The organism is Flavobacterium sp. UBA5153 (assembly GCA_002413745.1).
In the GTDB taxonomy this organism is placed as follows: Bacteria; Bacteroidota; Bacteroidia; order Flavobacteriales; family Flavobacteriaceae; genus Flavobacterium.
In genome coordinates this window covers 14,951-36,534 of sequence record DHXP01000079.1, presented here as the reverse complement: position 1 = coordinate 36,534, position 21,584 = coordinate 14,951, and the positions used below count along the sequence as shown (strand labels likewise).

General features: G+C 33.6%; 19 protein-coding genes. 5 read left to right on the top strand and 14 right to left on the bottom strand.

Features of this window, described 5'->3' with window-relative positions; all coding sequences use genetic code 11:
- Nucleotides 1-22 precede the first annotated feature (22 nt).
- The 5 genes from B2145_RS17275 to B2145_RS17255 all read right to left on the bottom strand — a co-directional run bounded on the left by B2145_RS17275 (nucleotide 23) and on the right by B2145_RS17255 (nucleotide 6,592).
- Entirely contained in the window at nucleotides 23-658 is a 636-nt protein-coding gene (locus B2145_RS17275) for a phosphoribosyltransferase (RefSeq protein ID WP_291105129.1), read from the bottom strand.
- A gap of 189 nt (nucleotides 659-847) precedes the next feature.
- Nucleotides 848-3,592, bottom strand: a complete 2,745-nt coding sequence (locus B2145_RS17270) for a bifunctional YncE family protein/alkaline phosphatase family protein (protein WP_291105126.1) — start codon at nucleotides 3,590-3,592, stop codon at nucleotides 848-850.
- A gap of 335 nt (nucleotides 3,593-3,927) precedes the next feature.
- Nucleotides 3,928-4,488 (bottom strand): 2'-5' RNA ligase family protein, encoded by a 561-nt coding sequence (locus tag B2145_RS17265; RefSeq protein ID WP_291105124.1) that lies wholly within the window; start codon nucleotides 4,486-4,488, stop codon nucleotides 3,928-3,930.
- Nucleotides 4,489-4,731: 243 nt separating this feature from the next.
- Nucleotides 4,732-5,484 carry a hypothetical protein gene (locus B2145_RS17260; protein WP_291105122.1) on the bottom strand — a complete coding sequence of 251 codons (753 nt, stop codon included), beginning with the start codon at nucleotides 5,482-5,484 and terminating at the stop codon, nucleotides 4,732-4,734.
- A gap of 67 nt (nucleotides 5,485-5,551) precedes the next feature.
- Complete coding sequence (locus B2145_RS17255; protein WP_291105119.1) at nucleotides 5,552-6,592, bottom strand: hypothetical protein; 1,041 nt, start codon at nucleotides 6,590-6,592, stop codon at nucleotides 5,552-5,554.
- Between the two features lie 99 nt (nucleotides 6,593-6,691).
- Here B2145_RS17255 and B2145_RS17250 point away from each other — a divergent pair, with 99 nt between their 5' ends.
- Complete coding sequence (locus B2145_RS17250) at nucleotides 6,692-6,931, top strand: helix-turn-helix domain-containing protein (RefSeq protein WP_291105117.1); 240 nt, start codon at nucleotides 6,692-6,694, stop codon at nucleotides 6,929-6,931.
- Nucleotides 6,932-7,004: 73 nt separating this feature from the next.
- Here the strand turns inward: B2145_RS17250 and B2145_RS17245 are convergent, their stop codons facing one another.
- Together B2145_RS17245 and B2145_RS17240 are read right to left on the bottom strand one after the other, a co-directional pair.
- The gene (locus tag B2145_RS17245) at nucleotides 7,005-7,277 is read right to left on the bottom strand and encodes a hypothetical protein (RefSeq protein ID WP_291105115.1); all 273 of its coding nucleotides are present in this window, start codon (nucleotides 7,275-7,277) and stop codon (nucleotides 7,005-7,007) included.
- A gap of 125 nt (nucleotides 7,278-7,402) precedes the next feature.
- Nucleotides 7,403-8,542 carry a tyrosine-type recombinase/integrase gene (locus B2145_RS17240; protein WP_291105113.1) on the bottom strand — a complete coding sequence of 380 codons (1,140 nt, stop codon included), beginning with the start codon at nucleotides 8,540-8,542 and terminating at the stop codon, nucleotides 7,403-7,405.
- Nucleotides 8,543-9,401: 859 nt separating this feature from the next.
- Here B2145_RS17240 and B2145_RS17235 point away from each other — a divergent pair.
- The gene (locus B2145_RS17235) at nucleotides 9,402-10,385 is read left to right on the top strand and encodes a hypothetical protein (protein WP_291105111.1); all 984 of its coding nucleotides are present in this window, start codon (nucleotides 9,402-9,404) and stop codon (nucleotides 10,383-10,385) included.
- A 10-nt stretch (nucleotides 10,386-10,395) separates the two neighbouring features.
- Here the strand turns inward: B2145_RS17235 and B2145_RS17230 are convergent, their stop codons facing one another.
- Nucleotides 10,396-10,728 carry a helix-turn-helix domain-containing protein gene (locus B2145_RS17230; RefSeq protein WP_291105109.1) on the bottom strand — a complete coding sequence of 111 codons (333 nt, stop codon included), beginning with the start codon at nucleotides 10,726-10,728 and terminating at the stop codon, nucleotides 10,396-10,398.
- A 264-nt stretch (nucleotides 10,729-10,992) separates the two neighbouring features.
- A complete protein-coding gene (gene mnmE / locus B2145_RS17225; protein ID WP_291105200.1) occupies nucleotides 10,993-12,381 on the bottom strand; it encodes a tRNA uridine-5-carboxymethylaminomethyl(34) synthesis GTPase MnmE in 1,389 nt (462 codons plus the stop codon).
- A 169-nt stretch (nucleotides 12,382-12,550) separates the two neighbouring features.
- Here mnmE and B2145_RS17220 point away from each other — a divergent pair, with 169 nt between their 5' ends.
- Together B2145_RS17220 and B2145_RS17215 are read left to right on the top strand one after the other, a co-directional pair.
- Complete coding sequence (locus tag B2145_RS17220) at nucleotides 12,551-13,381, top strand: universal stress protein (RefSeq protein ID WP_291105107.1); 831 nt, start codon at nucleotides 12,551-12,553, stop codon at nucleotides 13,379-13,381.
- 245 nt (nucleotides 13,382-13,626) lie between these two features.
- Nucleotides 13,627-15,399, top strand: coding sequence for a MutS-related protein (locus B2145_RS17215; protein ID WP_291105104.1), 1,773 nt, complete (start codon nucleotides 13,627-13,629; stop codon nucleotides 15,397-15,399).
- Nucleotides 15,400-15,488: 89 nt separating this feature from the next.
- Here the strand turns inward: B2145_RS17215 and dnaN are convergent, their stop codons facing one another.
- The 5 genes from dnaN to B2145_RS17190 all read right to left on the bottom strand — a co-directional run bounded on the left by dnaN (nucleotide 15,489) and on the right by B2145_RS17190 (nucleotide 20,381).
- Nucleotides 15,489-16,607: a DNA polymerase III subunit beta gene (dnaN, locus tag B2145_RS17210; protein WP_291105102.1), complete on the bottom strand. Its 1,119-nt coding sequence runs from the start codon at nucleotides 16,605-16,607 to the stop codon at nucleotides 15,489-15,491.
- Nucleotides 16,608-16,716: 109 nt separating this feature from the next.
- On the bottom strand, nucleotides 16,717-18,402 hold the full coding sequence (gene gldG / locus B2145_RS17205) for a gliding motility-associated ABC transporter substrate-binding protein GldG (RefSeq protein ID WP_291105100.1): 1,686 nt from the start codon (nucleotides 18,400-18,402) through the stop codon (nucleotides 16,717-16,719).
- Nucleotides 18,402-19,127, bottom strand: a complete 726-nt coding sequence (gldF, locus tag B2145_RS17200) for a gliding motility-associated ABC transporter permease subunit GldF (RefSeq protein WP_291105098.1) — start codon at nucleotides 19,125-19,127, stop codon at nucleotides 18,402-18,404. The genes gldG and gldF overlap by 1 nt, the downstream gene beginning before the upstream one ends.
- Nucleotides 19,128-19,199: 72 nt before the next feature.
- The gene (locus tag B2145_RS17195) at nucleotides 19,200-19,496 is read right to left on the bottom strand and encodes a putative quinol monooxygenase (RefSeq protein WP_291105096.1); all 297 of its coding nucleotides are present in this window, start codon (nucleotides 19,494-19,496) and stop codon (nucleotides 19,200-19,202) included.
- Between the two features lie 57 nt (nucleotides 19,497-19,553).
- Entirely contained in the window at nucleotides 19,554-20,381 is an 828-nt protein-coding gene (locus B2145_RS17190; RefSeq protein WP_291105093.1) for an SAM hydrolase/SAM-dependent halogenase family protein, read from the bottom strand.
- A gap of 106 nt (nucleotides 20,382-20,487) precedes the next feature.
- On the opposite strand from B2145_RS17190, the gene B2145_RS17185 reads away from it, so the two are divergent.
- Nucleotides 20,488-21,438, top strand: coding sequence for a PhoH family protein (locus B2145_RS17185; RefSeq protein WP_291105091.1), 951 nt, complete (start codon nucleotides 20,488-20,490; stop codon nucleotides 21,436-21,438).
- Nucleotides 21,439-21,584 lie beyond the last annotated feature (146 nt).

Here is a 21,584-nt window from a genome sequence, read left to right as displayed (position 1 = left end):
TTTGAAATAACTAGCGGTATTACTATTTGATATTATCTGCATCTCTCAACAGTCGAATCACTTCATCGTCTTCCACTTGATTAAATTCCTCATAAAATCCTCCCACACCTCTAAAATATTTTGAAGCTATAAGATAGACAAACTCGTCTGTTTTTTGTTGGAACACTTTTACTGTGTCATAAGGGATGACTGGTACTGCCACTATTATTTTTTCAGGTTTTCTTTTTCGTAACATAGCGATGCTTGCTAACAAGGTATTTCCTGTCGCTATTCCATCATCAACCACAATTACATTTTTTCCTTTTATATCAAGAGGCTTTCGATTGCCCATATAGAGTTCATATTTTTCTTGTAACGATTTCCTGAGACGAATGACTTCTTCGTCGATGTAATCGTTCGGAATTTCTGGATGTTCATCCAAAATCATAGAATCCATAGACACGGCGCCAATGGCAAATTCCTTGTTAGAAGGGTGTGGTATTTTTTTTGAGAGAACTATATCCAAAGGAAGATTTAAACTTTTTGCAATCACGTATCCCACAGGAACTCCTCCTCTGGGAACGGCAAGAATTATCGTGTTGCTGCCCTGATACTTTTTTAATTTATCCGAAAGCAGCATACCGGCTTCTATTCTATCTTTAAGGGTTTCGTTGTACATAATTCAAGATTGATATGATTAAATATCATAATTTCTACCATAAAGGTACTGATTTTCAGCGAGTTTTCAAATAATTATGATTACGTTAACATCATGTTTCTGCCAGAGTAGAATCGGGGGAGTTACAGGTTTTTAAAAAAGGTTTCGGCATCGAATATTGTGCATTGTCAAGTTAACAAGTCTAGATGTCTATTTTTTCTTTTCCCTGTTTTCTAAACGGTTTTTATCCTGTTCTTTGCTTTCCTGAAACATATCTTCCTCATCATCAATTTTTGTAGATCCTTTCACTGATTTCCAATCGAATTTTTCATCAAATGGAGCTAGCGCTTTTTGAGGATCAAAGATTCTGGAATCAATTTCTACAGCATTGTAAGGTGTATAGTTTGGAGTGGTGTCGAAAAGGTCGCTTAAATCTGTCGCACCAGCATCATATTGATTTAAGTAAGGCATATCCAAAATATTCCAAAACGATTTAAACAAACTACCAAAACTATAGTGCACATGACCTACATAATCTCTTTTTATCCAAGGAGAAATTAGCATAAGCACACTTCTGTGCGCATCAATATGGTCTACGCCGTTTTGTGCATCATCTTCGGTAATTACAATCAGCATATTTTTCCAATAAGGGGTTTTTGAGAGGAATTCTACAATACGTCCCACGGCCAAATCATTGTCGGCCATATAACTTTCCCTGAACGGATATTCGGTATCTGGACGATCTTCGGCTCCGTGATCATTCGGAATAATAACGGTTGTAAACGGAGGCATAACTTCTTGTCCGTTAATCCATTTCGCATTAAACTCTTTAATAAATTGGCTAATTCTGAATTGATCCGGTATTTCCATATTGAAGGTTGGATACATTTTAGAAGTCCGATCAAATAGAGGTTTTGGCATTGGAAAATTGACAAATTGTTTGATGCCGGTATATTTATATTCCGGTTTGTAAAGCGCGGGTTCAAACATGATGCTAAAACCAAAATTATAGAAATTTATATTATGGCGTCCCAAGTGATCCCATAAAGAACCGGCCTCATTGTAATCTTCGGGGTAAATGGCTCCTGCGGCACCGTTCATGGCAAAAACACCCGGAGCTTTTGAGCCTTCCTTAAATTTTCTGTTTCCTCCATAACTGGCGGCCGTGGCGGTTTCGCACCATTCGTTGGGATAGGTATTGGTCAGCCATCGATGACCATCGGCGGAGACATCTGAATCAACATAAAAATTGTCTGAAATGCTGAATTGTCTTGCCAAAGCCAAGTGGTTGGGCATAACTGTTGCGTTTGAAACGGAGTCTGTTTTCTTTTTGTTCGAAAAGGAGGCATTCCTGCCATATCGTGCTATAGTTGGGTCTCCGTTCCCTTTTTTTATCTGACCGAAGATTTCATCATACGTTCTGTTTTCCTTCGAAATAAATACGATGTGTTTTATCGGACTTTCTTTTTCTCCCGGATAAAGCGGTATTGGATTATTCTGCCGGCTTTTAAAAATTGGATCAGCAGCATTGGTAAATTGAAAGTTATTTGAAACGACTTTTTTAGTAAACATATCTAAGTCCTTATCTTTTGGGATGTCGACTATTTGTACTGTTCCTTTCATTAACGATCCAATATAACTGCCATCTGCACCCAGTTTATATGAAGCTCCTCCGTTAGGGCCACTCCCAAAACCTTTGGCATTGGCAATAATCAGTTTTTTTCCATCCTTGCTTACCTCAATTTTCGAAGGAAACCATCCGGCAGGAATATGCCCTAAGACTTTTTGGTCAGATACATTGATAACTGCAATGGCATTTATTCCGGATTCAGCAACATATAATCGTTTTTGGTCGGGACTTAAAGCCAATCCAAAAGGGATAACTCCCCGAAATTGCTTCATTCGATCATCTGGTTTAAGAGAAATGGTATTGACAACGGAATCTTTTTCGATAGAAATCACTGAAATGTTATCATTGGTTCCATTACTCACAAACACATATTCATTTGTGGCGACAATTGAGTTGGGGCTAGAACCGCCCACGGCAGGAATGCCTTCGACCAATGCTCCAACCAAATGTCCGGTTTTAATTTTTGCAACCACTTTGGGTTGCTGTAAATTTTCAAGATTAATTGCAAAAACTGAAAAAGCTTCGATAGCATTCATTTCGCCCAAACCTTTAATAGAAACTGAATCATTTTCGATACCATTTTCCATTTCTTTCGAACCGTAGGCAAAAGCGGGATAAGCGATGGGCTTAATCTTGGCATCTTTTCCTTTTCCGTCTTTTATGTATGAATATTCAAACATTCCCACATTGGCAACATAGGCCTTTTTTTCGTCTGGCGACAAACAAATCCCAAACGGATAACGACCCACCGGTACGGAATATTTGAGCATTTTTGTTTCAGTGTCCAAAACAACCATTCTGAAACCAATTTGGTCTACTGCATAAAGTGTTTTTCCATCTTTTGACATCTTCATATCGCCAATGTATCCGTGGGAATAATCGGTATTTTCAGAATGAGAAGAACAATCTATAGAATCCTTTTTGGCACCGGAATTCACGTCAAACAAATAAATTTTGTTGGTTTGTCCGCCGGAAACATAAACGGTTTGATTGTCGGGAGATATGGCTAATCCCATAAATACCGAAGCCAAAACGCCCTTATCAGTTGCTGGGCCTGGAGGAATTTGTCGTACCTCTGGATTTTTTGATAAAATATCTTTTATGATTGTAATCGATAGGGGATTGGTACCAGAATTAGCGGTAACGGCAACATTCCCGTTTGGACTCAAGGTCAATCCATAAGGGTGTGGCGCAGTCATAATATTATTTCCTCCGGGAGTTATAAATCGACCATTGGGAATCACGGTTTTCCCGTTTTTATCAATTTTCGTTATTTGATTTCCGCTAGGTGCCGAAATAATCCACAAGGGTTTATTTGTTGGCATATTTTTAAAACTGCAAGCGGTCAAAAGGGATAATAGTAGTAATTGTAAAACCGTTTTCATAAATTTTAGGATTATAGAAATTTTTTTAGTCAAAAAATGTTTTTTAACGAGTTACAATTTTAGGCAAAAAAAAACACATATAAATGCAACTTATGTTATCTTTAAAACAATTTTTCAAATAAAAAATTCTTGTTTATAAGAAGTTTTTTTGATTTTGAGTAAGATGTTCGCTTATTTGCTTTCATTCAAATGGGTATGAGGTTGATCATTCCAAAATCGGATTTTAATGGTATATTTTCTAAAGTGTTGTTTGTTGCATTTAGGGAAATTGACAACTAAAAAAGCATTCGCTGTATTAGATCCGGTTGTGGATTACCTTTGAATTTAAACGTATCGGTTACGGCAAACTGTTTTATATTCTCATCAAACTTTCGCAAAACAATACTGTCACACAAAAAATGCACGTCTATTAAGGTAAACAAACTTTTAGCTATTTCCAGCTTTTGAGGAGTTAACCTTCTTGCAATGGACAGATGCGGATCATCACTTTTTTGCATATTCAGGTTATGAAGCGATTCCTGGATCCGTTTCATTATGGGCATCAGACTGCTTTTAGAATCTTGGTCGGGCGAAATAAAAAACGCGCCATTGGGATAGGAACCAAATTCATCCATACAAACTTCAACCGGCGCCAAAGTGTCACACACGCTGCTTAATTGATTTTTAATATTTTCAATTGCTTCATCAGTAGCTTTGAATAGACAAATGGTGATATGACCCACAGAATTTTTACTGTGGAACCAACCCACTTCCTTGGCCAATCCTTCTTTCATGGATTTAACCAAATCAATAATGGCCTCCGATGGGTAGATTACAATCGAATAATGCTTTTCCATAGGGTATGATTTATACTTGATTCCCCTTTAATCGTTTAAAAATCTTCTGTTTTTAAGTTCATTGCCGGCATATAATTCGGCTACGGTAATTCCTAAAACGATTTGGGTTAAAGAATTCATTTATCAGCTTACTTTCCGATGCAGAATATGTAATTTCTTTGTTTTAGTGAGATTACAAAGATATAGTATCCTGATTAGTAAAAAACACACTTTTACAAATTTCGATTCAAACCTGTTTTTCTATTATACCCACACTTCTTTACCATTAATGAAAGCTCTAATTTTTGGACGAAGTTTTACAGTAGTTTTGTTCATTATTAGATTTGAGTTTATTTCTTTGTATTCAATGTGAGTGGACAAAAACTGTACTGTTTTATCAAAATCGCTACTCCAATCTCCTGTTTTATGGGCTATCTCACTCGCTATTTGTCTTGTGGTCTTGCCGTCACGATACCCTTTTTCAACTTCTTCTCTAATGAAGGTTTCTTGAGTTGCTCTTGATGTATCTGGAAGTATTTGATTGACATCTTGGAAGATTTTATTTTCAACAGATTGCAAATGTGATAAAGATTGTGTTCTAATATGGTTTATAACAGCAATCTCTTTTTGAGAGAGCGGAATATACCTCCCTTTGGAAATATGAACGTATAAATTGTTGTACGTAAGTTTATCGACAAATTCTAACTCTTTCAAAGAATCAGAAATTAAACCAAAATGAAAAGAAGTAAATATGGTATTCTTACTTTCGAAATATAATTGATCTAAATCTACTCCATATTTTTTTAAAATTATATTATCGGTTTCAGTCAAAGAATCAAATCTGCAACCTCCATTTATTACTAAAGCTTGATTTCTCTGAATAATAGCGGATAAATCGTGTATTTGAGGAATAGTTAACTTCTTTATTTGTTGGTTTTTACAAATGTTTTCGTTTGCTGATTCTTTAACACTTCTCCCATAATTTATTAGTCTTTGAATATGTTTTAACAGGTTCATATTTTAAAGAGTGTGTTTGTAATAATCTGAATTACAAAGGGTTTATGAATTAAAAATACAATATTATTTATTTTTGAAATATCTTTTCTTTCCCTACAACTCCTTGAAATTGGTATTCTTCCTTATAATTAATAGATTGAACTATTACATTATAACTTTTTGTTTCCAAAGTATATGATATGAGTAAGTTAAATGTATGTGCAGTAGTTTCGTCTGCTAATTCAAATTTTTGCATTTGGAAATCTTCATCATATTTAACATTCGTAATTTTGAATTTTTTTTCATAATTCATACTTTTCATCAGAAAATCTTTAGGGGTTAATGTTAATGTCCATATAGATTTGTCAACAGATGTTCCCTCGTTTGGTTTTTTCCATACAACTGCTGAACTTTGAAAAACAATATAATCTAAATTTTTGTCATAAATTTTTGGTTTACTATCTTCTTCTGTTTTTGGTCCAGGAACTTCTTCCATATTAGATTTTATAGGAATATTAAAACCGTTTTTCACAATATTTTTCTTTGTGTTATTAGGAATTCCTTCTTTCTTTTTCTCTTCGATTATTTTTTTCGAATCTATTTTTTCTACTTTCTCAATTTGTTTTTTTGAACTATTTTTTTTGATTGAAATAGGATATGCAACTGAACGTTTAAATAGATGGAATGATATCATTCCTTTTTGTAATTGTGGTATTGTTTTAAAGATTATTACATCTAAATCCTTATCTAACGATTCTAAATAAATTATTCCTAATGAATCATCTGTTTTACTTTCATTAACTTTATAATCATCATTTCCAATATCATTAACAATAAAACTTCCATGTGCCAAATCATCATCCCAACTAAAACTTGTCAAAGTATTTCCTTTATATTTAAAGTTCACTATATATTCAAAACGTTTGTCGTTTGATTTTTTTATATAACTGTAAATTCCATTCAAGCTATTCTTGGGGTTAAAATGATAGCCATTGTCTTTTATTGTTGAATCGAGTTCTTTTTTGTTTAAGTTAAAAAAGTGCTCAATATTCCCCATATTACCGAATTCTTGAGATTGTATTGAGTTTGTAAAACACAAACTAAATGTTAAGATTAAAATATACTTCATAATGTTTTTTTTACAAATATCAACATTTTTTCAAACACTCGTATATGTACGAGTGAATATTTTTTAGGCATTAACTCACTTTGTCCAAATGATTTATTTATGGACAATCCAAGTTTAGAACCAATAGAGCAGTATGTTATCGATACAGTGAGAAGAATGAGGTTAGAGAAAAATATATCTCAAAAAGAGTTGTCCTATGCTTTGAATCTTTCTATCGGTTTTATTGGAGATATTGAGAGTTCAAAATCCAGAGCTAAGTATAATCTATCACATATCAACAAATTAGCAGAAATATTTGAATGTTCCCCAAAGGATTTTCTTCCAGATAGTCCACTGTAATGTGTTAAATTCATAAATTATTCAGACTATTATAGTAAAAGATGTTAAAGCACCAATCAGAATAAAGAGTTTGTTATTTCCTATTATTGAATAAATATTTAGCCGCTTTTTGTGTTATGTTTTCTCGGTTAAGTCGTTTATTACTCAATAGAAAGCAGTCTAAATCTTCAATTTTAAAATAGATACATTTTCCGTTTGGTTTATATGAGATTAAGACTTTATCCCTCGACAGTCTTCTTATATAATGAATGCTCTTTCCTAAATAAATTGATGCTTCTAATGTGTTGGCAAAACCTCTTATTTTAATTAGTTCTACTACTTCTTTTGGTGTACTATTAGCTACCATAATTAATTGATTTTTAATGTTTAATCTTTTCGTTTTCAATTTTTCGATTAAATATTATCTTTCAAATAATTACAGTAGTAATAGATGAGATAAAAGGAACGATTTTTCTATTATAAAAAATACTCTTATAAGTACAAATCAGGCATATTTGCTACTGCGTCAATTTTCTTTTTATCTATCACTTTTGCGTAGATTTCAGTCGTTCTCAAATGGCGGTGTCCTAATAATTTACTGACTGTATAGATGTCGGTATCCATTGTTAATTGTAGTGTGGCAAAACTATGTCGAGCGCAGTGAAATGTAATATGTTTATCAATTCCAGCATTAGAGATCCACTTATGTAGTATTTTGTTGTGGTAGGCACTGTAGATTAAATCTTCAAAGATTAAATCATCATCCTTTTTTCGTTCCCCTAGATTTTTAACCGCTTGTTCACTTATCGGAAGATGTTCTACTCCTTTAGTTTTTTGTTGAGTAAACTTGAGCATATAACCATTTAGTTTGTCAAAAGTGATGTTTTTCCATCGTAATGATTTTATGTCTGAAAACCTCAATCCAGTTAATACACTAAAAACAAATGCTTCTTTCATTATTGGATAATCGCAGTCCGTTTTAACTAATATTTGCAGTTCCCCCAAAGTTAAATATTGTCTACTGGTTTCTTTCTCTTTAATACTTTTTACTCTCATAGACGGATTTTCACAAATCATCTTACTTTGGTAAGCTTCTTTCAAAGCTGTTTTCACTTTATTGAAGTATGATAATGCAGAGTTCTGAGATAATTTTCCACCGTGTGATGATATTTTATTTGTCAATAGATATATTTTAAAATTCTCCAAAAAGAAATCATCTATTTTGGAAAGTTGAATATCCTTTCCTTTGCAAAAGCTGTTTAGATGTTTGTAAGTACTTAACCACGCTCCCCAAGTTCCATTTACTTCACATTTTTTATCTGATATTTGTTTAAAATATTCTAAAAAACCTATTTTACCGCTCACACTACTTACAAATCCGTGCTTCCTACTTTGTAAATCCAATATTTTTTGAGCTCTTATCGATTCAGCTAATAACTGGGTTTCTTTGTTGTGTTCTTTTTCTAAAAAGTTTTTCGGTTTATCGTAGAGGTAAAGTCTCAAAAACTCATAGTTCCTTTTTTTATTTTCTTCATCATGGTACATCAAAAACAAACTATTCATTTTTGGTTTCCCCTTTTCTAAACTCTTTTTGGATTGTTGTCCTTTACGTACTGATAAATAGATTTTCATCGTTTACTCTTTTTTGGTTACTAATTATGGTGTAAAGTCCCCCCTAATTAGTAACACAAACAACAGTAAACCCTATAAAATAACCTACTTTGTATTTTCCATAAACCATAGATTACTTTCTTAACACAGAATATAACCGATATTTCAAAGGTTTTAAGTTGTTGTGAATCAACCTTTATTTTTTAATATTTTTTTACTGTATTTGATTTTAGTTTTTATTTAATCGTTTAAAATTAACTACAATACCGTTTTTAATAAGTTACAACAATTTTAATCTATTAATTGATACTTTATACCAAAAAGCAATTTTACGATGTACAATATTGTTATTTTCATTCAAAGGAATATTTGTCTCTTTTTTGTGAAGTAAACAATTATTCAAAGCAGGAATAATCAATAGTATTTGAATATTAAATACTTACATTTTTTATTAGTATTAATCTCTTACTGCTGTTATTAGTGGAAGTGATAATAGCAGTAAGAGATTAATGGTAATTATTTTCAAAGGAAAAAGAATAATCTATAATTTATACAAAAGTAGTAGTGTAGTAGAATAAAAGAGGATATTCAAAAACGATATTTTGAGTAGTAGTTCATTCAAAGGGAAGTAGTAGAAAAAATTAAAGAGTAACGATGTTAATCGTTTGACTAATTGTTTTATTTTTTAATCTATTTATTTAGTCTTATTGAATAGATTATTATATATAAGACCAAAATTGGTGAGAAAGAAGTACAAAATTGGTGTGGTAGTAAATTAAAATAAGTGAGGTAGAAGAACAAAATTAGTGGTATTTTTATAGATTTGCACCTTTGAATAAGTGGTATAACCATTTGTAGTAGTACAAAGTAGTCATTTTTTATGGAAAAACAAGTGAAATTTAACAAAAGGATTAATATAAAAGTATCTCCTAAAATACTAACAAACAGAGAGTTGTCAGACAACGAAAAACTAATTTTATCATTGGATTATACTTATAATTCAAAAAAAGGTTATAATATTTATACCAATGTAGATATTGGAGAATTATTATCAGTACACTCAAATATCGTCGGACTTTGTAGAAAAAGTTTAATTAAAAAAGGATATTTAGTAAAAGATGATGAAGATAAAAGAATACATCGTTTAACTGATAAATTAAAGAGTGTAGAAATTTTAACAATCAACGAAGAAAAACAATCGAAATATGTAAGTGAGTGTATTCTTCCTTTTGAGATTTTTAATCATTCAGAATTGACAACGGGTGCAAAATTACTATGGGGAGAATATAATACTTTGAGTAAAACGCCAAATGGATATATAAAAAAGAGAGAAACGACCTCAAAAATAATGAATGTAAGTGTTGGTAGTATTACCAATTGGACAAAACTACTATTTGAGTACGATTTTTTAAAAGTTTATGAAGTAAATTATGGATATTATAAAAACCAAAAAGTTATTAGAACTGTTGAATTTAGTAGAAATGCAGAGAATTCTATTGATGATTTTGACAATATTTTTGAAGGCGAACAAAATAAGCTGAACCAAAATTCAGAGTTAAAAACTGAAGAAATAGTTAAAAAAAGTATCTCCAAAAAAGCTGATTTTAAAACAGAAGAAGAAATCAAAATACCTCCTTTGGAAGCCGTAGATATTTCAGAATTATATACTATTAAACAAAGTGAAAATAATATCTTTAAAGAAGATGATTTTAACAAAAGGGAAGAAAAAAAAAGAGGAGTAATAAAGTTTTCTGATTTACCTATTAGAAAAAAGGGTAAGAAGAAAACTAAAGATGACGAAGATGATTTTGATGAAGATTACTATTACGATGAAAATTATGATGATGAAGACTATGATAATTGATTATTATATTTTAAATAACTCTCTCTAAATCTGACTTCAAAAACAAAAATCTATTTTTCAAACTAACATATTTCAAATTATTCTCTTTGATTTTTCTACGTAAAGTTACCTCTGAAATTTCAAAGAATACAACTGCATCTTTAACGGATAAATAATGTTTATTCTGTAAATTCTCTTTGGTAATAATTAGTTTTACCTTTGGAATTACAACCGTATTTTCTTTTTGTAGTTTTCTATAATTTCTCTTAAAACATATTGAAGAACAATAGATACCTTTACTACTTTTTGCTGTAAATTCTTCTTTACAGACTACACAAATTCTTTTGATTTGTAAATGACTCATTATTACTTACTGTCTTTGTTACTATATGATTTTCCTTTGTTTATCGACTAAAACGCTATCTGTAAGTAACAACTCAATGTAGAAGCCACTTTACGGACTATGGTATCATAAAATTCATAAAAAATATCGATTTACAAAACATAGTAACACGATTAGTAGCACGAATAGGGTAAATAAGGGTAAACAAAGTCATCTATCAATACATAGAAATCCCTTTGTTTATAGCACTTGGAACGTAGAAATATGATGGTTTAATAATGTAGATTACTTCCCGATGCAGAAATTAGCGAAAATGTTACCTAAAAGCTCATCATTGGTCACTTGTCCGGTAATCATTCCAAAATGATACAAAGCTTCTTTAATGTCTATCGCCATCAAGTCGCTAGGCAGATCGGTTTGCAGTCCGAATTTCACTTTTTGAATCGCTTCCAAAGCTTTCAATAAGGAATCATAATGACGCGTGTTGGTGACAATGGTTTCGTTATTGCGCAACGCACCCGTATTTACAAATGAAAGCAGTTGGTTTTTTAAATCCTCAACGCCAATATTTTTTTTTGCCGAAAGAAGCAGAATATTTGGGATTTTGGATTTTAGATTTTGGATTTCGGCTTCATCCAATTTATCAGCTTTATTTCCAATAATAATTAGAGGCTTTAAAGGAAACTGATTCCGTATTTTCTCCAATTCCACTTTCAATTTTAAACCTGAAACTTTGAACTCGGAACTGTCAAAAAGAAAGACCACAACTTGGGCTTGTTCTATTTTTTCGAAAGTTTTTCGGATACCAATATTTTCTATAACATCTTGGGTATCTCGAATTCCGGCCGTGTCGATAAATCGAAATCCAATGCCGCCAATAACCAATTCATCTTCAATAGTGTCCCGTGTTGTTCCGGCAATTTCTGAAACTATTGCACGTTCCTCGTTTAATAAAGCGTTCAATAAAGTTGATTTCCCCACATTAGGCTCACCCACAATGGCGACAGGAATTCCGTTTTTGATGACGTTTCCAACCGCAAATGAATCAATCAAGCGTTTCAAAACAAACTCGATTCGGTTCAATAATTCGTGAAATTGTGTTCTATCGGCAAATTCTACATCTTCTTCGGCAAAGTCTAATTCTAATTCAATCAAGGAAGCAAAATTTAATAATTCTTCACGTAATTTAGCTATTTCGTTAGAGAAACCGCCACGCATTTGTTGCATCGCAATTTGGTGCGAAGCTTCGTTGTCCGACGAAATTAAATCGGCAACGGCTTCGGCTTGTGACAAATCGAGTTTGCCGTTTAGAAAGGCTCTCAGGGTAAATTCACCCGGATTTGCCATTCGGCACCCTTTACGAAGCAATAGTTGAATAATTTGCTGCTGAATATAAGTGGAACCGTGACAGGAAATTTCGATAGTATTTTCGCCAGTGTACGAATGCGGATCTTTGAAAATAGAAACCAAAACTTCGTCAAGCGTTTTAGTAGCGTCCACAATATGGCCCAAATGCAAAGTGTGGGATTTTTGTTGGGTTAAATCTTTTCCTTTGATGGATTGAAAAACAGAATTTCCGATAGTAATGGCATCCTCTCCTGAAATTCGAATTATGGCAATTGCCCCTGCACCTGAAGGCGTGGCGAGTGCTACTATGGAATCGTTGTGTAACATATTTTTTGTTCTAGATTGCAAAGGTAATAAATCTAGATAAGTATCGATTTTAAAATGATGTTGGCTCATTTTTTTTCAATTAAAATATAATAAACATCTGACAATTATTACTTTATGTTTTGATTTTTTTATTTATCTTTGGTAGATAACAACTTTAAATCGTACTAAAATGAAAAAGATTTTGTTTCCCACAGATTTTTCCGAAGTTGCCAACAATGCTTTTGTGCATGCTTTGGAATTTGCAAAAATAGTTCAAGGAGAACTTATTTTATTACACACATTTGAATTGCCAATATATGACAACCAATTTTTCCCCGAGAATTATAATGTCATTTTTGATTCCATTCAGCTGTCCCAGTTTGATATGTTTAAAGACGAAATTCCCAAACTTCGTGCCATTGCCGAAGAACGAAATCTGGATAAAATAAAAATGAGACACAGGCTTATGGACGGTAGTTTGCTTTACAATATTAAAAAATCAATCAAGGAAGACAAAATAGATTTTGTGGTAATGGGTACTTCCGGTGCGACTGGATGGGAAGCCTTTTTTATGGGGACGAACACCGGCACTGTTTTAACCGCTGTTGACGTACCTGTATTAAGTGTGCCATTGGAAGCAAAATTCAAAAAAATTGAAACCATTGGTTTTACTACACGATATAGAAGTAAAGATAAAAAAGCACTTAAAGATGTGTTGAAAATCGCCAAAAAAATGGGTGCCAAAGTAAGAAGTCTATACGTAAAAACCAGTGATTCTGATGTTTCAGAAGCTACAATAAAACATTGGGAGGAAGAGTTTGCAGAGGAACCAGTAATATTTTCAATAATTCCAAGCAATGACATAAAAGGAACAATTATAGATTTTATATTATTTAAAGAAATTGATGTTTTGGCAATGAATACTTACAAAAAAAACTTTTTTGTGGAATTGTTTCGGCCAAGTCTAGTCCAAAAATTTTCGAACAGATTAGATATTCCGATTCTTGCAATGCACGAGTAAAAAAACTTAATTTTTATTGAATTTGGGGTTTGGGTAATGTACTTAGTGGAGTGAAATTTTATTCGGATTATTTTTTATGGTTCTACCCTTATTTGTGTGGGTTATAGTTTTAAAATTTATTTTTTTTCTGAATAATTGTTTTATGGTAATACCCGCACGATTTGGGATAGAACCTTTTTTATTATATGATTTTCTAATTGTATTTGAAGTAGGGAATCCTATATTTGTGATTCTTAAGTTGAATTATGAAAAGATACGAATCAAATAGCACTCGCTACAATCAGGATCTCAATACAATTAAAACCAAATACAATACAATCAGTCTATTTCGATTGATGAGTATTTTCCTTTTTTTAGGCATGCTGTATTATTATTTAAAAAATAACAGCGTGTCTTTACTTTTTTTAGCAGCTATATTTTTTATTATTTTTGTCATTTTAATGCGAATGCACTCTAAATTGCAATTTCAAAGAAAAATAACCGAAACACTGTTGGACATCAATAAAAATGAATTATCCTATTTAGAAAAAGTAGCAATTCCTTTTGAAAATGGAGCCGAGTTTAATGATTTTTATCATCCGTATGCCTATGATTTGGATATTTTTGGTACGCATTCTTTATTTCAAAACCTCAATAGAACAGCAACTTATATCGGTAAAAAAACATTGGCAAAACAATGTCTAACTCTTTTAGCAAATGATGAAATTCTTAGAAATCAAGAAGCGATAAAAGAATTGGCAAACAAACTAGATTGGCGTCAGGAGTTTTTGGCTTTGGCCAAAATAAGTCAGGACGATGCAACTAGTTATTCGTCATTATTGAAGTGGAGTAAATTTGAGAGTGCGCCATTGACAAAAACTACTATTTGGATTTCGTTTCTGGCTCCAAGTCTTTTTATAGGTATTTCATTGGCTTATTTGATTACTTCAAATGCTATTTTTTTAAATTATATAAGTTTGCTTTTTGTTTTCAATTTAGGCTTTTTAGGAAAGTTTTTAAAGCGAATCCAAATCGAAATTGCCAATGCTTCTAACATTGATAAAATCATTGCCCAATATGGTTTGTTGTTGCAAAAAATAGAGGAAGAAACTTTTCAATCCAACAAATTGATTGATTTGCAAAAACAACTGACTTTCAAAAAAGAAAATGCCAGCATTCATCTCAAAAAATTGGCCAACTTGTTTTCGAATATGGATAGTATTGGGAATTTTGTAACTGCCATTCTATTCAACGGAACATTTTTGTTTAACATACATGTCTTAAAAAACCTGATTTTATGGAAAAAAGAACATGCCGATGCACTTGAAGATTGGCTGGATGTTATTGGTGAATTCGAAATGTTGAATAGCTTAGCCAATATATCCTATAATAATCCAAATTTTGTTTTCCCTAATTTGAATACAAACAACGAAATTTCATTTTCTGATTTAAGTCATCCTTTGCTCAATTCTAAAAATCGAGTAGGGAATGCTATTCGTTTTCAACCTCAATCTTTCCTGATTTTAACAGGTTCTAATATGTCAGGGAAAAGTACTTTTCTTAGAAGTTTAGGAATTAATATGGTTTTAACGGGGATGGGAGCGCCAGTTTGTGCAACCAAGGCGGATGTGCATCCCTTGCCTGTTTTGGTTTCGATGCGATTGTCTGATTCTTTGTCGGATAGCGAATCTTACTTTTTTGCCGAAATCAAGCGTTTAAAACAAATTATGGATGAATTAGAAAAAGGTGCTGCTTTTGTTTTATTAGACGAAATTTTGCGAGGAACTAATTCTGATGATAAAAGAAATGGAACTATCGAAGTCATAAAAAAGGTGATTGGAAAAAAAGCTATTGGAGCCATTGCCACCCACGATATAGAAGTTTGTCTTACAACAAATGAGTATCCAGATCAACTAGCGAATAAATGTTTTGAAGTTGAAATTGTAAACAACGATTTATTTTTTGATTACACCCTTCGCAATGGAATTTGCAAGAATAAAAGTGCTACCTTCTTGATGAAAAAAATGGGTATCATTTAATATAAAAAACCCGCAGCTTCCATAGAAATTGCGGGTTTAAAAATAAAAATGGTTTGGTTGGTTTTGGTTAGTTATGTGTTAAAACATAATTAGTTATTCAACATTACTGGCATTACCAGCATTGTCACGGTTTCGCCATCTTCTAAACCATCTACAGGAGTTAGAATTCCGGCTCTATTTGGTAAAGACATTTCAAGCATTATCATATCGGATTGTAGGTTGGTCAACATTTCGATAAGGAAACGGGAATTGTATCCTATTTGCATGTCATCACCTTGATAATCACATGTCAATCTTTCTTCGGCTTTGTTGGAGTAATCAATGTCTTCAGCTGAAATATTCAATTCGGCACCGGCAATTTTCAATCGAATTTGGTGTGTTGTTTTGTTCGAAAAAATCGCAACACGACGAACAGAACTCAAAAACTGGGAACGGTCAATCATCAATTTATTTGGATTTTCTTTTGGGATTACGGCTTCATAATTTGGATATTTTCCATCAATCAAGCGGCACATTAAAATATAATTATCAAAAGAAAAAGTGGCATTCGAATCGTTGTATTCAATTTTTACTTCGGCATCCGAAGTGGCAAGAATATTTTTTAAAATGGTCAAAGGTTTCTTTGGCATAATAAAATCGGCCACTTGCGAGGCGGTTACATCGGTTCGCGCATATTTTACTAATTTATGTGCATCAGTGGCTACAAAAGTCAATCCCTGTGGAGAAAATTGGAAGAAAACACCAGACATCACCGGGCGCAAATCATCGTTTCCGGCGGCAAAGATAGTTTTGCTTATGGCTGTTGCCAAAACATCGGCAGGAACTAAAGTTACTGAAGGTTCGTCTAAGTTCACTGATTTTGGAAACTCGTCACCAGGGGCATAAGCCAAAGCATATTTTCCAGAATTGGAGCTAATTTCAATCGTGCTATTTTCTTCAACCGTAAAAGTTAAAGGTTGTTCCGGAAAGGTTTTCAAGATTTCCAAAAGCAATTTTGCGGGAACGGCAACGCTTCCTTTACTGGTGGAATCAATGTCTAAAGTGGCTGACATTGTAGTTTCCAAATCAGAAGCCGAAACGGTCAATGCTTTATGGTCTAATTCAAATAGGAAATTATCTAAAATGGGTAAAGTATTGCTACTGTTGATAACGCTTCCTAAAACTTGTAATTGTTTTAATAAGTACGAACTCGATACTATAAATTTCATCTGTTTTGTTTTATTTTTTGTGGTGTATATATTTTCCTGATTTTAAAATAGTATACATTCTACAAATATATCGTAAACTCTTTTACTATTTAAATTTTTTTATTAACATCTATTTGCTGTATTTTCTTTTTCGAAAGTAGGTAAATAGAATACCAAAAATCAGTAAAATTAGAATTGGAAGCCCGATAGTTATGAATTGTATAAAGCTGTAATTCTGATACACTTTTTCTTTATCCAATAAAGGCAGGTTGAGATCTCTGCTTCGAATGTTAATAAGTCCATTGTCATCCAGCAGATAATTGACACAATTCAGCAGAAAATCTTTGTTGTCATACAAATTTCCGGATCTTTGATCGTAGCCTAACTCTACGGGTTGAAAGTTTTTATCCAATTGGTTTCGTATCAAATCGCCGTCCGAAATCACGATCATTTTATTGTCTTTTCCTTTGGCTTCAAATGTTTTCTGGTCGAATGGCAAAACCCTATTTTCAAACACCGAATGAAAGGAACCTTCCAATAAAACCGAAAGCGGAATATTTCCCTTGTTTAAGTAATCATTTGGAGACGTTTCTTCGGCAACCATATTCAAATTGATTTCTGCCGGAGAACCTATTTTTATTGAATATTTGGAGGATTGCAACAAAACGGTTTTCTTGATTCCGTTCTTTAAAGTGTCGATGGGATTGGCAAAATCGAACTTGATTCCTCCCAAATTTTTCACGATTGGATGTTTGTTTTCGGGATAAACCAGAGGTGCAAATTTCCAAATGAATTCCTGATATTGGGTGGCGCTTCCTTGGTCGCCAGAAGCCAGTTTTATGGGGCTTCCTCTCTCGTCTTTTACCAAATCGGGATTAATTCTAAATCCATATTTGAAGAACATATCGTTCAAATTCAAATCCCTGGGATACGCCAAAGTGGAACCGGTTGAATTATACAAACTGTCCATTTCCATCGCCACTTGGTCAACAAGCCACAAAGTTTTGCCTCCATTGATGATATATTGGTCCAAAACTTGTTTCTCGGCATCCGAAAATTGCTCTGTCGGTTTGGCAATAATAGCCAAATCATATTTTTCTAAAGCTTCCAAACTTCCAATCGGGTTTTTTGCCACCGAATCCAAAGTGAATGGTCCAATGTGGTAACTTTCCCGTACTTGCATCAGGAATTTGGCAATGTAAATATCCTTGAGTTCCCCGTTTCCTTTGATTACCGCAACTTTTTTCTGCTTTTCTTTCGTGATTTTATTGATGGCATCGGCAATGGAATATTCCAGATGTTGCACGGATCCAATCACTTTTTGGGTCGTTGAAGCTCCCATAATATTTTTCAACAAAGGAATATTGACTTCTTTGTTGTTGTAAACCGCAATCGCCCAAGGAAAAACCATTGCTTGTGATTGTTTTCCTTTGTCGTCAACGGTTATGTTTATTGGCGTGAGACCTTTTCGATACAATTCTTTGATGTTGTCCATACTTTCGTCTTTGTTTTCCAAAGGATCAACAAATTCGAAGACAATATTCTTGTTACGTGCCTGAAATTCTTCCAATAAATCTTGGGTTTCACTCTGTAAACGCTTGAATTCGGCCGGTAGATCACCTTGCAAATAAATTTTGATGTACAGCGGATTTTGCACTTGCTTGACAATATTCAAGGAAGTAGTCGAAAGGGTGAATCTTTTGTCTTTGGTCAAATCGAAACGATGGAAAAAACCATTACTTATTACATTCAAAAACAATAGAACGGCAATGACAATCAGCAGGGATTTTATATTTTTTTTATTGGAAGTTGTCATTACGATTTAACAGATTTTAGATTATACACAGTGAACGAAAGAAACAGTACCGTTACACTTGCAAAATAGATAACATCACGAGTGTCAATCACGCCACGACCCATACTTTTGAAATGGTCTTGCATTCCAAAAGCTGAAATTATGCCTCTAAAACTCGGGATAATCGTTGCTAAACTTTCAAATCCAAAGTAAAAAAAGAAGCATAAAAACACCGCTACGATAAATGCCACAATTTGATTTTCGGAAAGGGTAGAAGTGAATATTCCTATGGCGGAATAAGCGGCAATCAGGAATAATAATCCAAAATAAGAACCCATTGTGCTGCCCATATCGATGTTTCCTTCGGGCATTCCCAAACTGGAAATCACCTTGACATAAATCAAGGTTGGGATAATCGCCATAACAATCAACAACATGGAACCAAGGAATTTTCCGTTCACGATTTGCCAAATGCTCAAGGGTTTTGTCAACAACAATTCCAATGTTCCCTGCTTTTTTTCATCCGAAAAACTGCGCATCGTAACGGCAGGAATCAAGAAAATCAGAATCCAAGGTGCCAAAGTAAAAAACGGACTTAAATCGGCAAAACCGCTGTTTAAAATATTGTATTCTCCTTCGAAAACCCAAAGGAACAATCCATTCCCAATCAGGAAAACGGCAATCACCAAATAACCAATTGGCGAACCAAAAAAGGATTTTATTTCTCGTAATACTATTGATTTCATTCTTTAATTTGTTTAAAGTTTCAGGTTTCAGGTTTCAGGTTTCAGGTTGCTCAACTTGAAACAAAAAAAACGTTAAACTAAAGAAACTAATTTGTTGACGCTCCACGCTTCGGGTTTGTCGTTGAATAACTTCTTGGTATATGTCCAAACTGTATTGAAAAGTTCCGATTTTCTGTAATTTTCCAAATCTTCTTCGGTTTCCCAATAACTATACGTAAAGAAAATACTTTTGTTGGTTTTGTCTTGATACAGTTCCAATAAACGGTTTCCCGGCGCGTTTCGTATTTTGTCTTTCATTAATTCGAAATTTTCCAAAAAAGCAGGAATATTTTCTTCGTGAAAGGACATTTTTACTATTCGTATGAACATTGTTTTTTTGTTTAAGGTTTAAAGTTTAAAAAGTTCAAAGTTGCTCAACTTTAAACTTCAAACAAATTTTATTGTGATACCATCCCTATAATTCAATCCCAGCAAGCTATTGGCTGAACCTACTTTGGATGGATTGCTCCTGAAAATGGCTATTTCAAGAAAACCCGCCTCGTTGAAAATGGCCAGTTTTTCGCCTTCATAATATTTGATGGGATATTTATCAGAACTCGCAATCGCGGAATAATTAGGCAGAATGGTTTTGATGTTTTTGGTTCTCAAGACAATCTCGTAAGGTCTTCCTTTGGCAACTTCCAGAAACTGCTTTTTTGAAATATTGGTCACCACATTACCAAAATGGTCAATGTAAATTACGTATCCTTTCAAGGAATTTCCGTCATCGGCAGCAACGGCTTGCAAATCGGTTACTTGTTTGATGGTTTTTATTTCTTTGCCAATAACGTTTAGCAAACCGCCTTTGGCAATATGACAAGCGACTTTTACGAAAACGTCCAAATCGGTGGCATCATTGGGCAAACGGTCGTGAATATTGATGGCGACTATTTTCTGGGGAACAATTTTTTGCGAAAGCATACTCAAAATACCATTATCGGCAGCAATAAAATAATGATCGTTCCATTGCATCACAATATGTTGGTTTTCCTTGTTCCATTCCATATCAACGCCAATGAGATGCACGGTGCCTTTTGGAAAACTGGAATAGGCAGCTCCAATAATGTAACTTGCTTCAACAGTGTTGAATGCGTCAATATGATGAGAAATATCAATAATCGAGGCTTCGGGATATTCCGATAAAATCTTCCCTTTCAACGCACCAACAAAGTGGTCTTTCAAGCCGTAATCGGTGGTAAGGGTAATTATTGACATAAAATTGTTTATAAATAAAAAGGAAACGGAACTTAAAACTCATTAAATTTGAGAAATGCAAAGCTAATAATTATCGACGATTATTTAATACTTAAAACTATACCATTTGAACGAAAGAATCATCGAGCTCATAGACATCGCTCCAAAAGATTTTTGGGGCGCTCAAGACACTCATCTTGAAACAATTAAAAAGTACTATCCTAAATTGAAGATTGTTGCCCGAGGAACTACCTTGAAGGCTTTTGGCGAAAAAGAAGTGCTGGATGAATTCGAGAACCGCTTCAACCGATTAATGCTGCATTTTACTCGTTACAATAACATTGACAACAATGTCATTGAGCGGGTTATTATGGGTGGTAGTCACGAAGATCGTAAGGTCTTTGACAACGACAAAATATTAGTACACGGTGTTGGTGGAAAAATTATCAAAGCCATGACGCCAAACCAGCAATTGTTGGTCGAAACTATGAACAAAAACGATATGGTTTTTGCCGTTGGTCCGGCTGGTACCGGAAAGACTTACACTGGTGTTGCCATGGCGGTGAAAGCATTGAAAGAAAAGCAAGTCAAGCGAATCATATTGACTCGTCCAGCGGTCGAAGCTGGAGAAAATCTTGGTTTTCTTCCCGGTGACATGAAGGAAAAACTCGATCCCTATATGCAACCTTTGTATGATGCCTTACGCGATATGTTGCCCAACGAAAAACTAGAAGATTATATTTTGAAGGGAATTATCCAGATTGCGCCATTGGCATTTATGCGAGGAAGAACTTTGGATAATGCTTTCGTGATTCTTGACGAAGCCCAAAACACCACCCATTCCCAAATGAAAATGTTCCTGACCCGCATGGGAAAAAGCGCCAAGTTTATGATTACCGGTGATCCAGGACAAGTCGATTTGCCACGAAGAACGATTTCCGGGTTGAAAGAAGCGATTTTGGTTTTGAAAGATTTGGAAGGGATAGGAATTGTTTACCTTGACGACAAAGATATTGTGCGCCATCGCTTGGTTAAAAAAGTAATTGATGCGTATAAGATGATTGAGAATAATGATTGAAATACAACATTTTTATAAAAACGGCAGAGCCGTTCAATGTTTATAGAACGTTAAATGTTTATAAAAGAGCCAATGTTTATATGTAATTGTCCAATGTAATATTCGACCCCAGCTGGGGTCGAACCCGTAATTCGATAATTGTTTTT

What these genes read in the sequence shown, in the direction of transcription:
- B2145_RS17275 (WP_291105129.1), bottom strand. Translation starts at nt 658, where the DNA reads ATGTACAACGAAACCCTTAAAGATAGAATAGAAGCCGGTATGCTGCTT.
- B2145_RS17270 (WP_291105126.1), bottom strand. Translation starts at nt 3,592, where the DNA reads ATGCCAACAAATAAACCCTTGTGGATTATTTCGGCACCTAGCGGAAAT.
- B2145_RS17265 (WP_291105124.1), bottom strand. Translation starts at nt 4,488, where the DNA reads ATGGAAAAGCATTATTCGATTGTAATCTACCCATCGGAGGCCATTATT.
- B2145_RS17260 (WP_291105122.1), bottom strand. Translation starts at nt 5,484, where the DNA reads ATGAACCTGTTAAAACATATTCAAAGACTAATAAATTATGGGAGAAGT.
- B2145_RS17255 (WP_291105119.1), bottom strand. Translation starts at nt 6,592, where the DNA reads ATGAAGTATATTTTAATCTTAACATTTAGTTTGTGTTTTACAAACTCA.
- B2145_RS17250 (WP_291105117.1), top strand. Translation starts at nt 6,692, where the DNA reads ATGGACAATCCAAGTTTAGAACCAATAGAGCAGTATGTTATCGATACA.
- B2145_RS17245 (WP_291105115.1), bottom strand. Translation starts at nt 7,277, where the DNA reads ATGGTAGCTAATAGTACACCAAAAGAAGTAGTAGAACTAATTAAAATA.
- B2145_RS17240 (WP_291105113.1), bottom strand. Translation starts at nt 8,542, where the DNA reads ATGAAAATCTATTTATCAGTACGTAAAGGACAACAATCCAAAAAGAGT.
- B2145_RS17235 (WP_291105111.1), top strand. Translation starts at nt 9,402, where the DNA reads ATGGAAAAACAAGTGAAATTTAACAAAAGGATTAATATAAAAGTATCT.
- B2145_RS17230 (WP_291105109.1), bottom strand. Translation starts at nt 10,728, where the DNA reads ATGAGTCATTTACAAATCAAAAGAATTTGTGTAGTCTGTAAAGAAGAA.
- mnmE (WP_291105200.1), bottom strand. Translation starts at nt 12,381, where the DNA reads ATGTTACACAACGATTCCATAGTAGCACTCGCCACGCCTTCAGGTGCA.
- B2145_RS17220 (WP_291105107.1), top strand. Translation starts at nt 12,551, where the DNA reads ATGAAAAAGATTTTGTTTCCCACAGATTTTTCCGAAGTTGCCAACAAT.
- B2145_RS17215 (WP_291105104.1), top strand. Translation starts at nt 13,627, where the DNA reads ATGAAAAGATACGAATCAAATAGCACTCGCTACAATCAGGATCTCAAT.
- dnaN (WP_291105102.1), bottom strand. Translation starts at nt 16,607, where the DNA reads ATGAAATTTATAGTATCGAGTTCGTACTTATTAAAACAATTACAAGTT.
- gldG (WP_291105100.1), bottom strand. Translation starts at nt 18,402, where the DNA reads ATGACAACTTCCAATAAAAAAAATATAAAATCCCTGCTGATTGTCATT.
- gldF (WP_291105098.1), bottom strand. Translation starts at nt 19,127, where the DNA reads ATGAAATCAATAGTATTACGAGAAATAAAATCCTTTTTTGGTTCGCCA.
- B2145_RS17195 (WP_291105096.1), bottom strand. Translation starts at nt 19,496, where the DNA reads ATGTTCATACGAATAGTAAAAATGTCCTTTCACGAAGAAAATATTCCT.
- B2145_RS17190 (WP_291105093.1), bottom strand. Translation starts at nt 20,381, where the DNA reads ATGTCAATAATTACCCTTACCACCGATTACGGCTTGAAAGACCACTTT.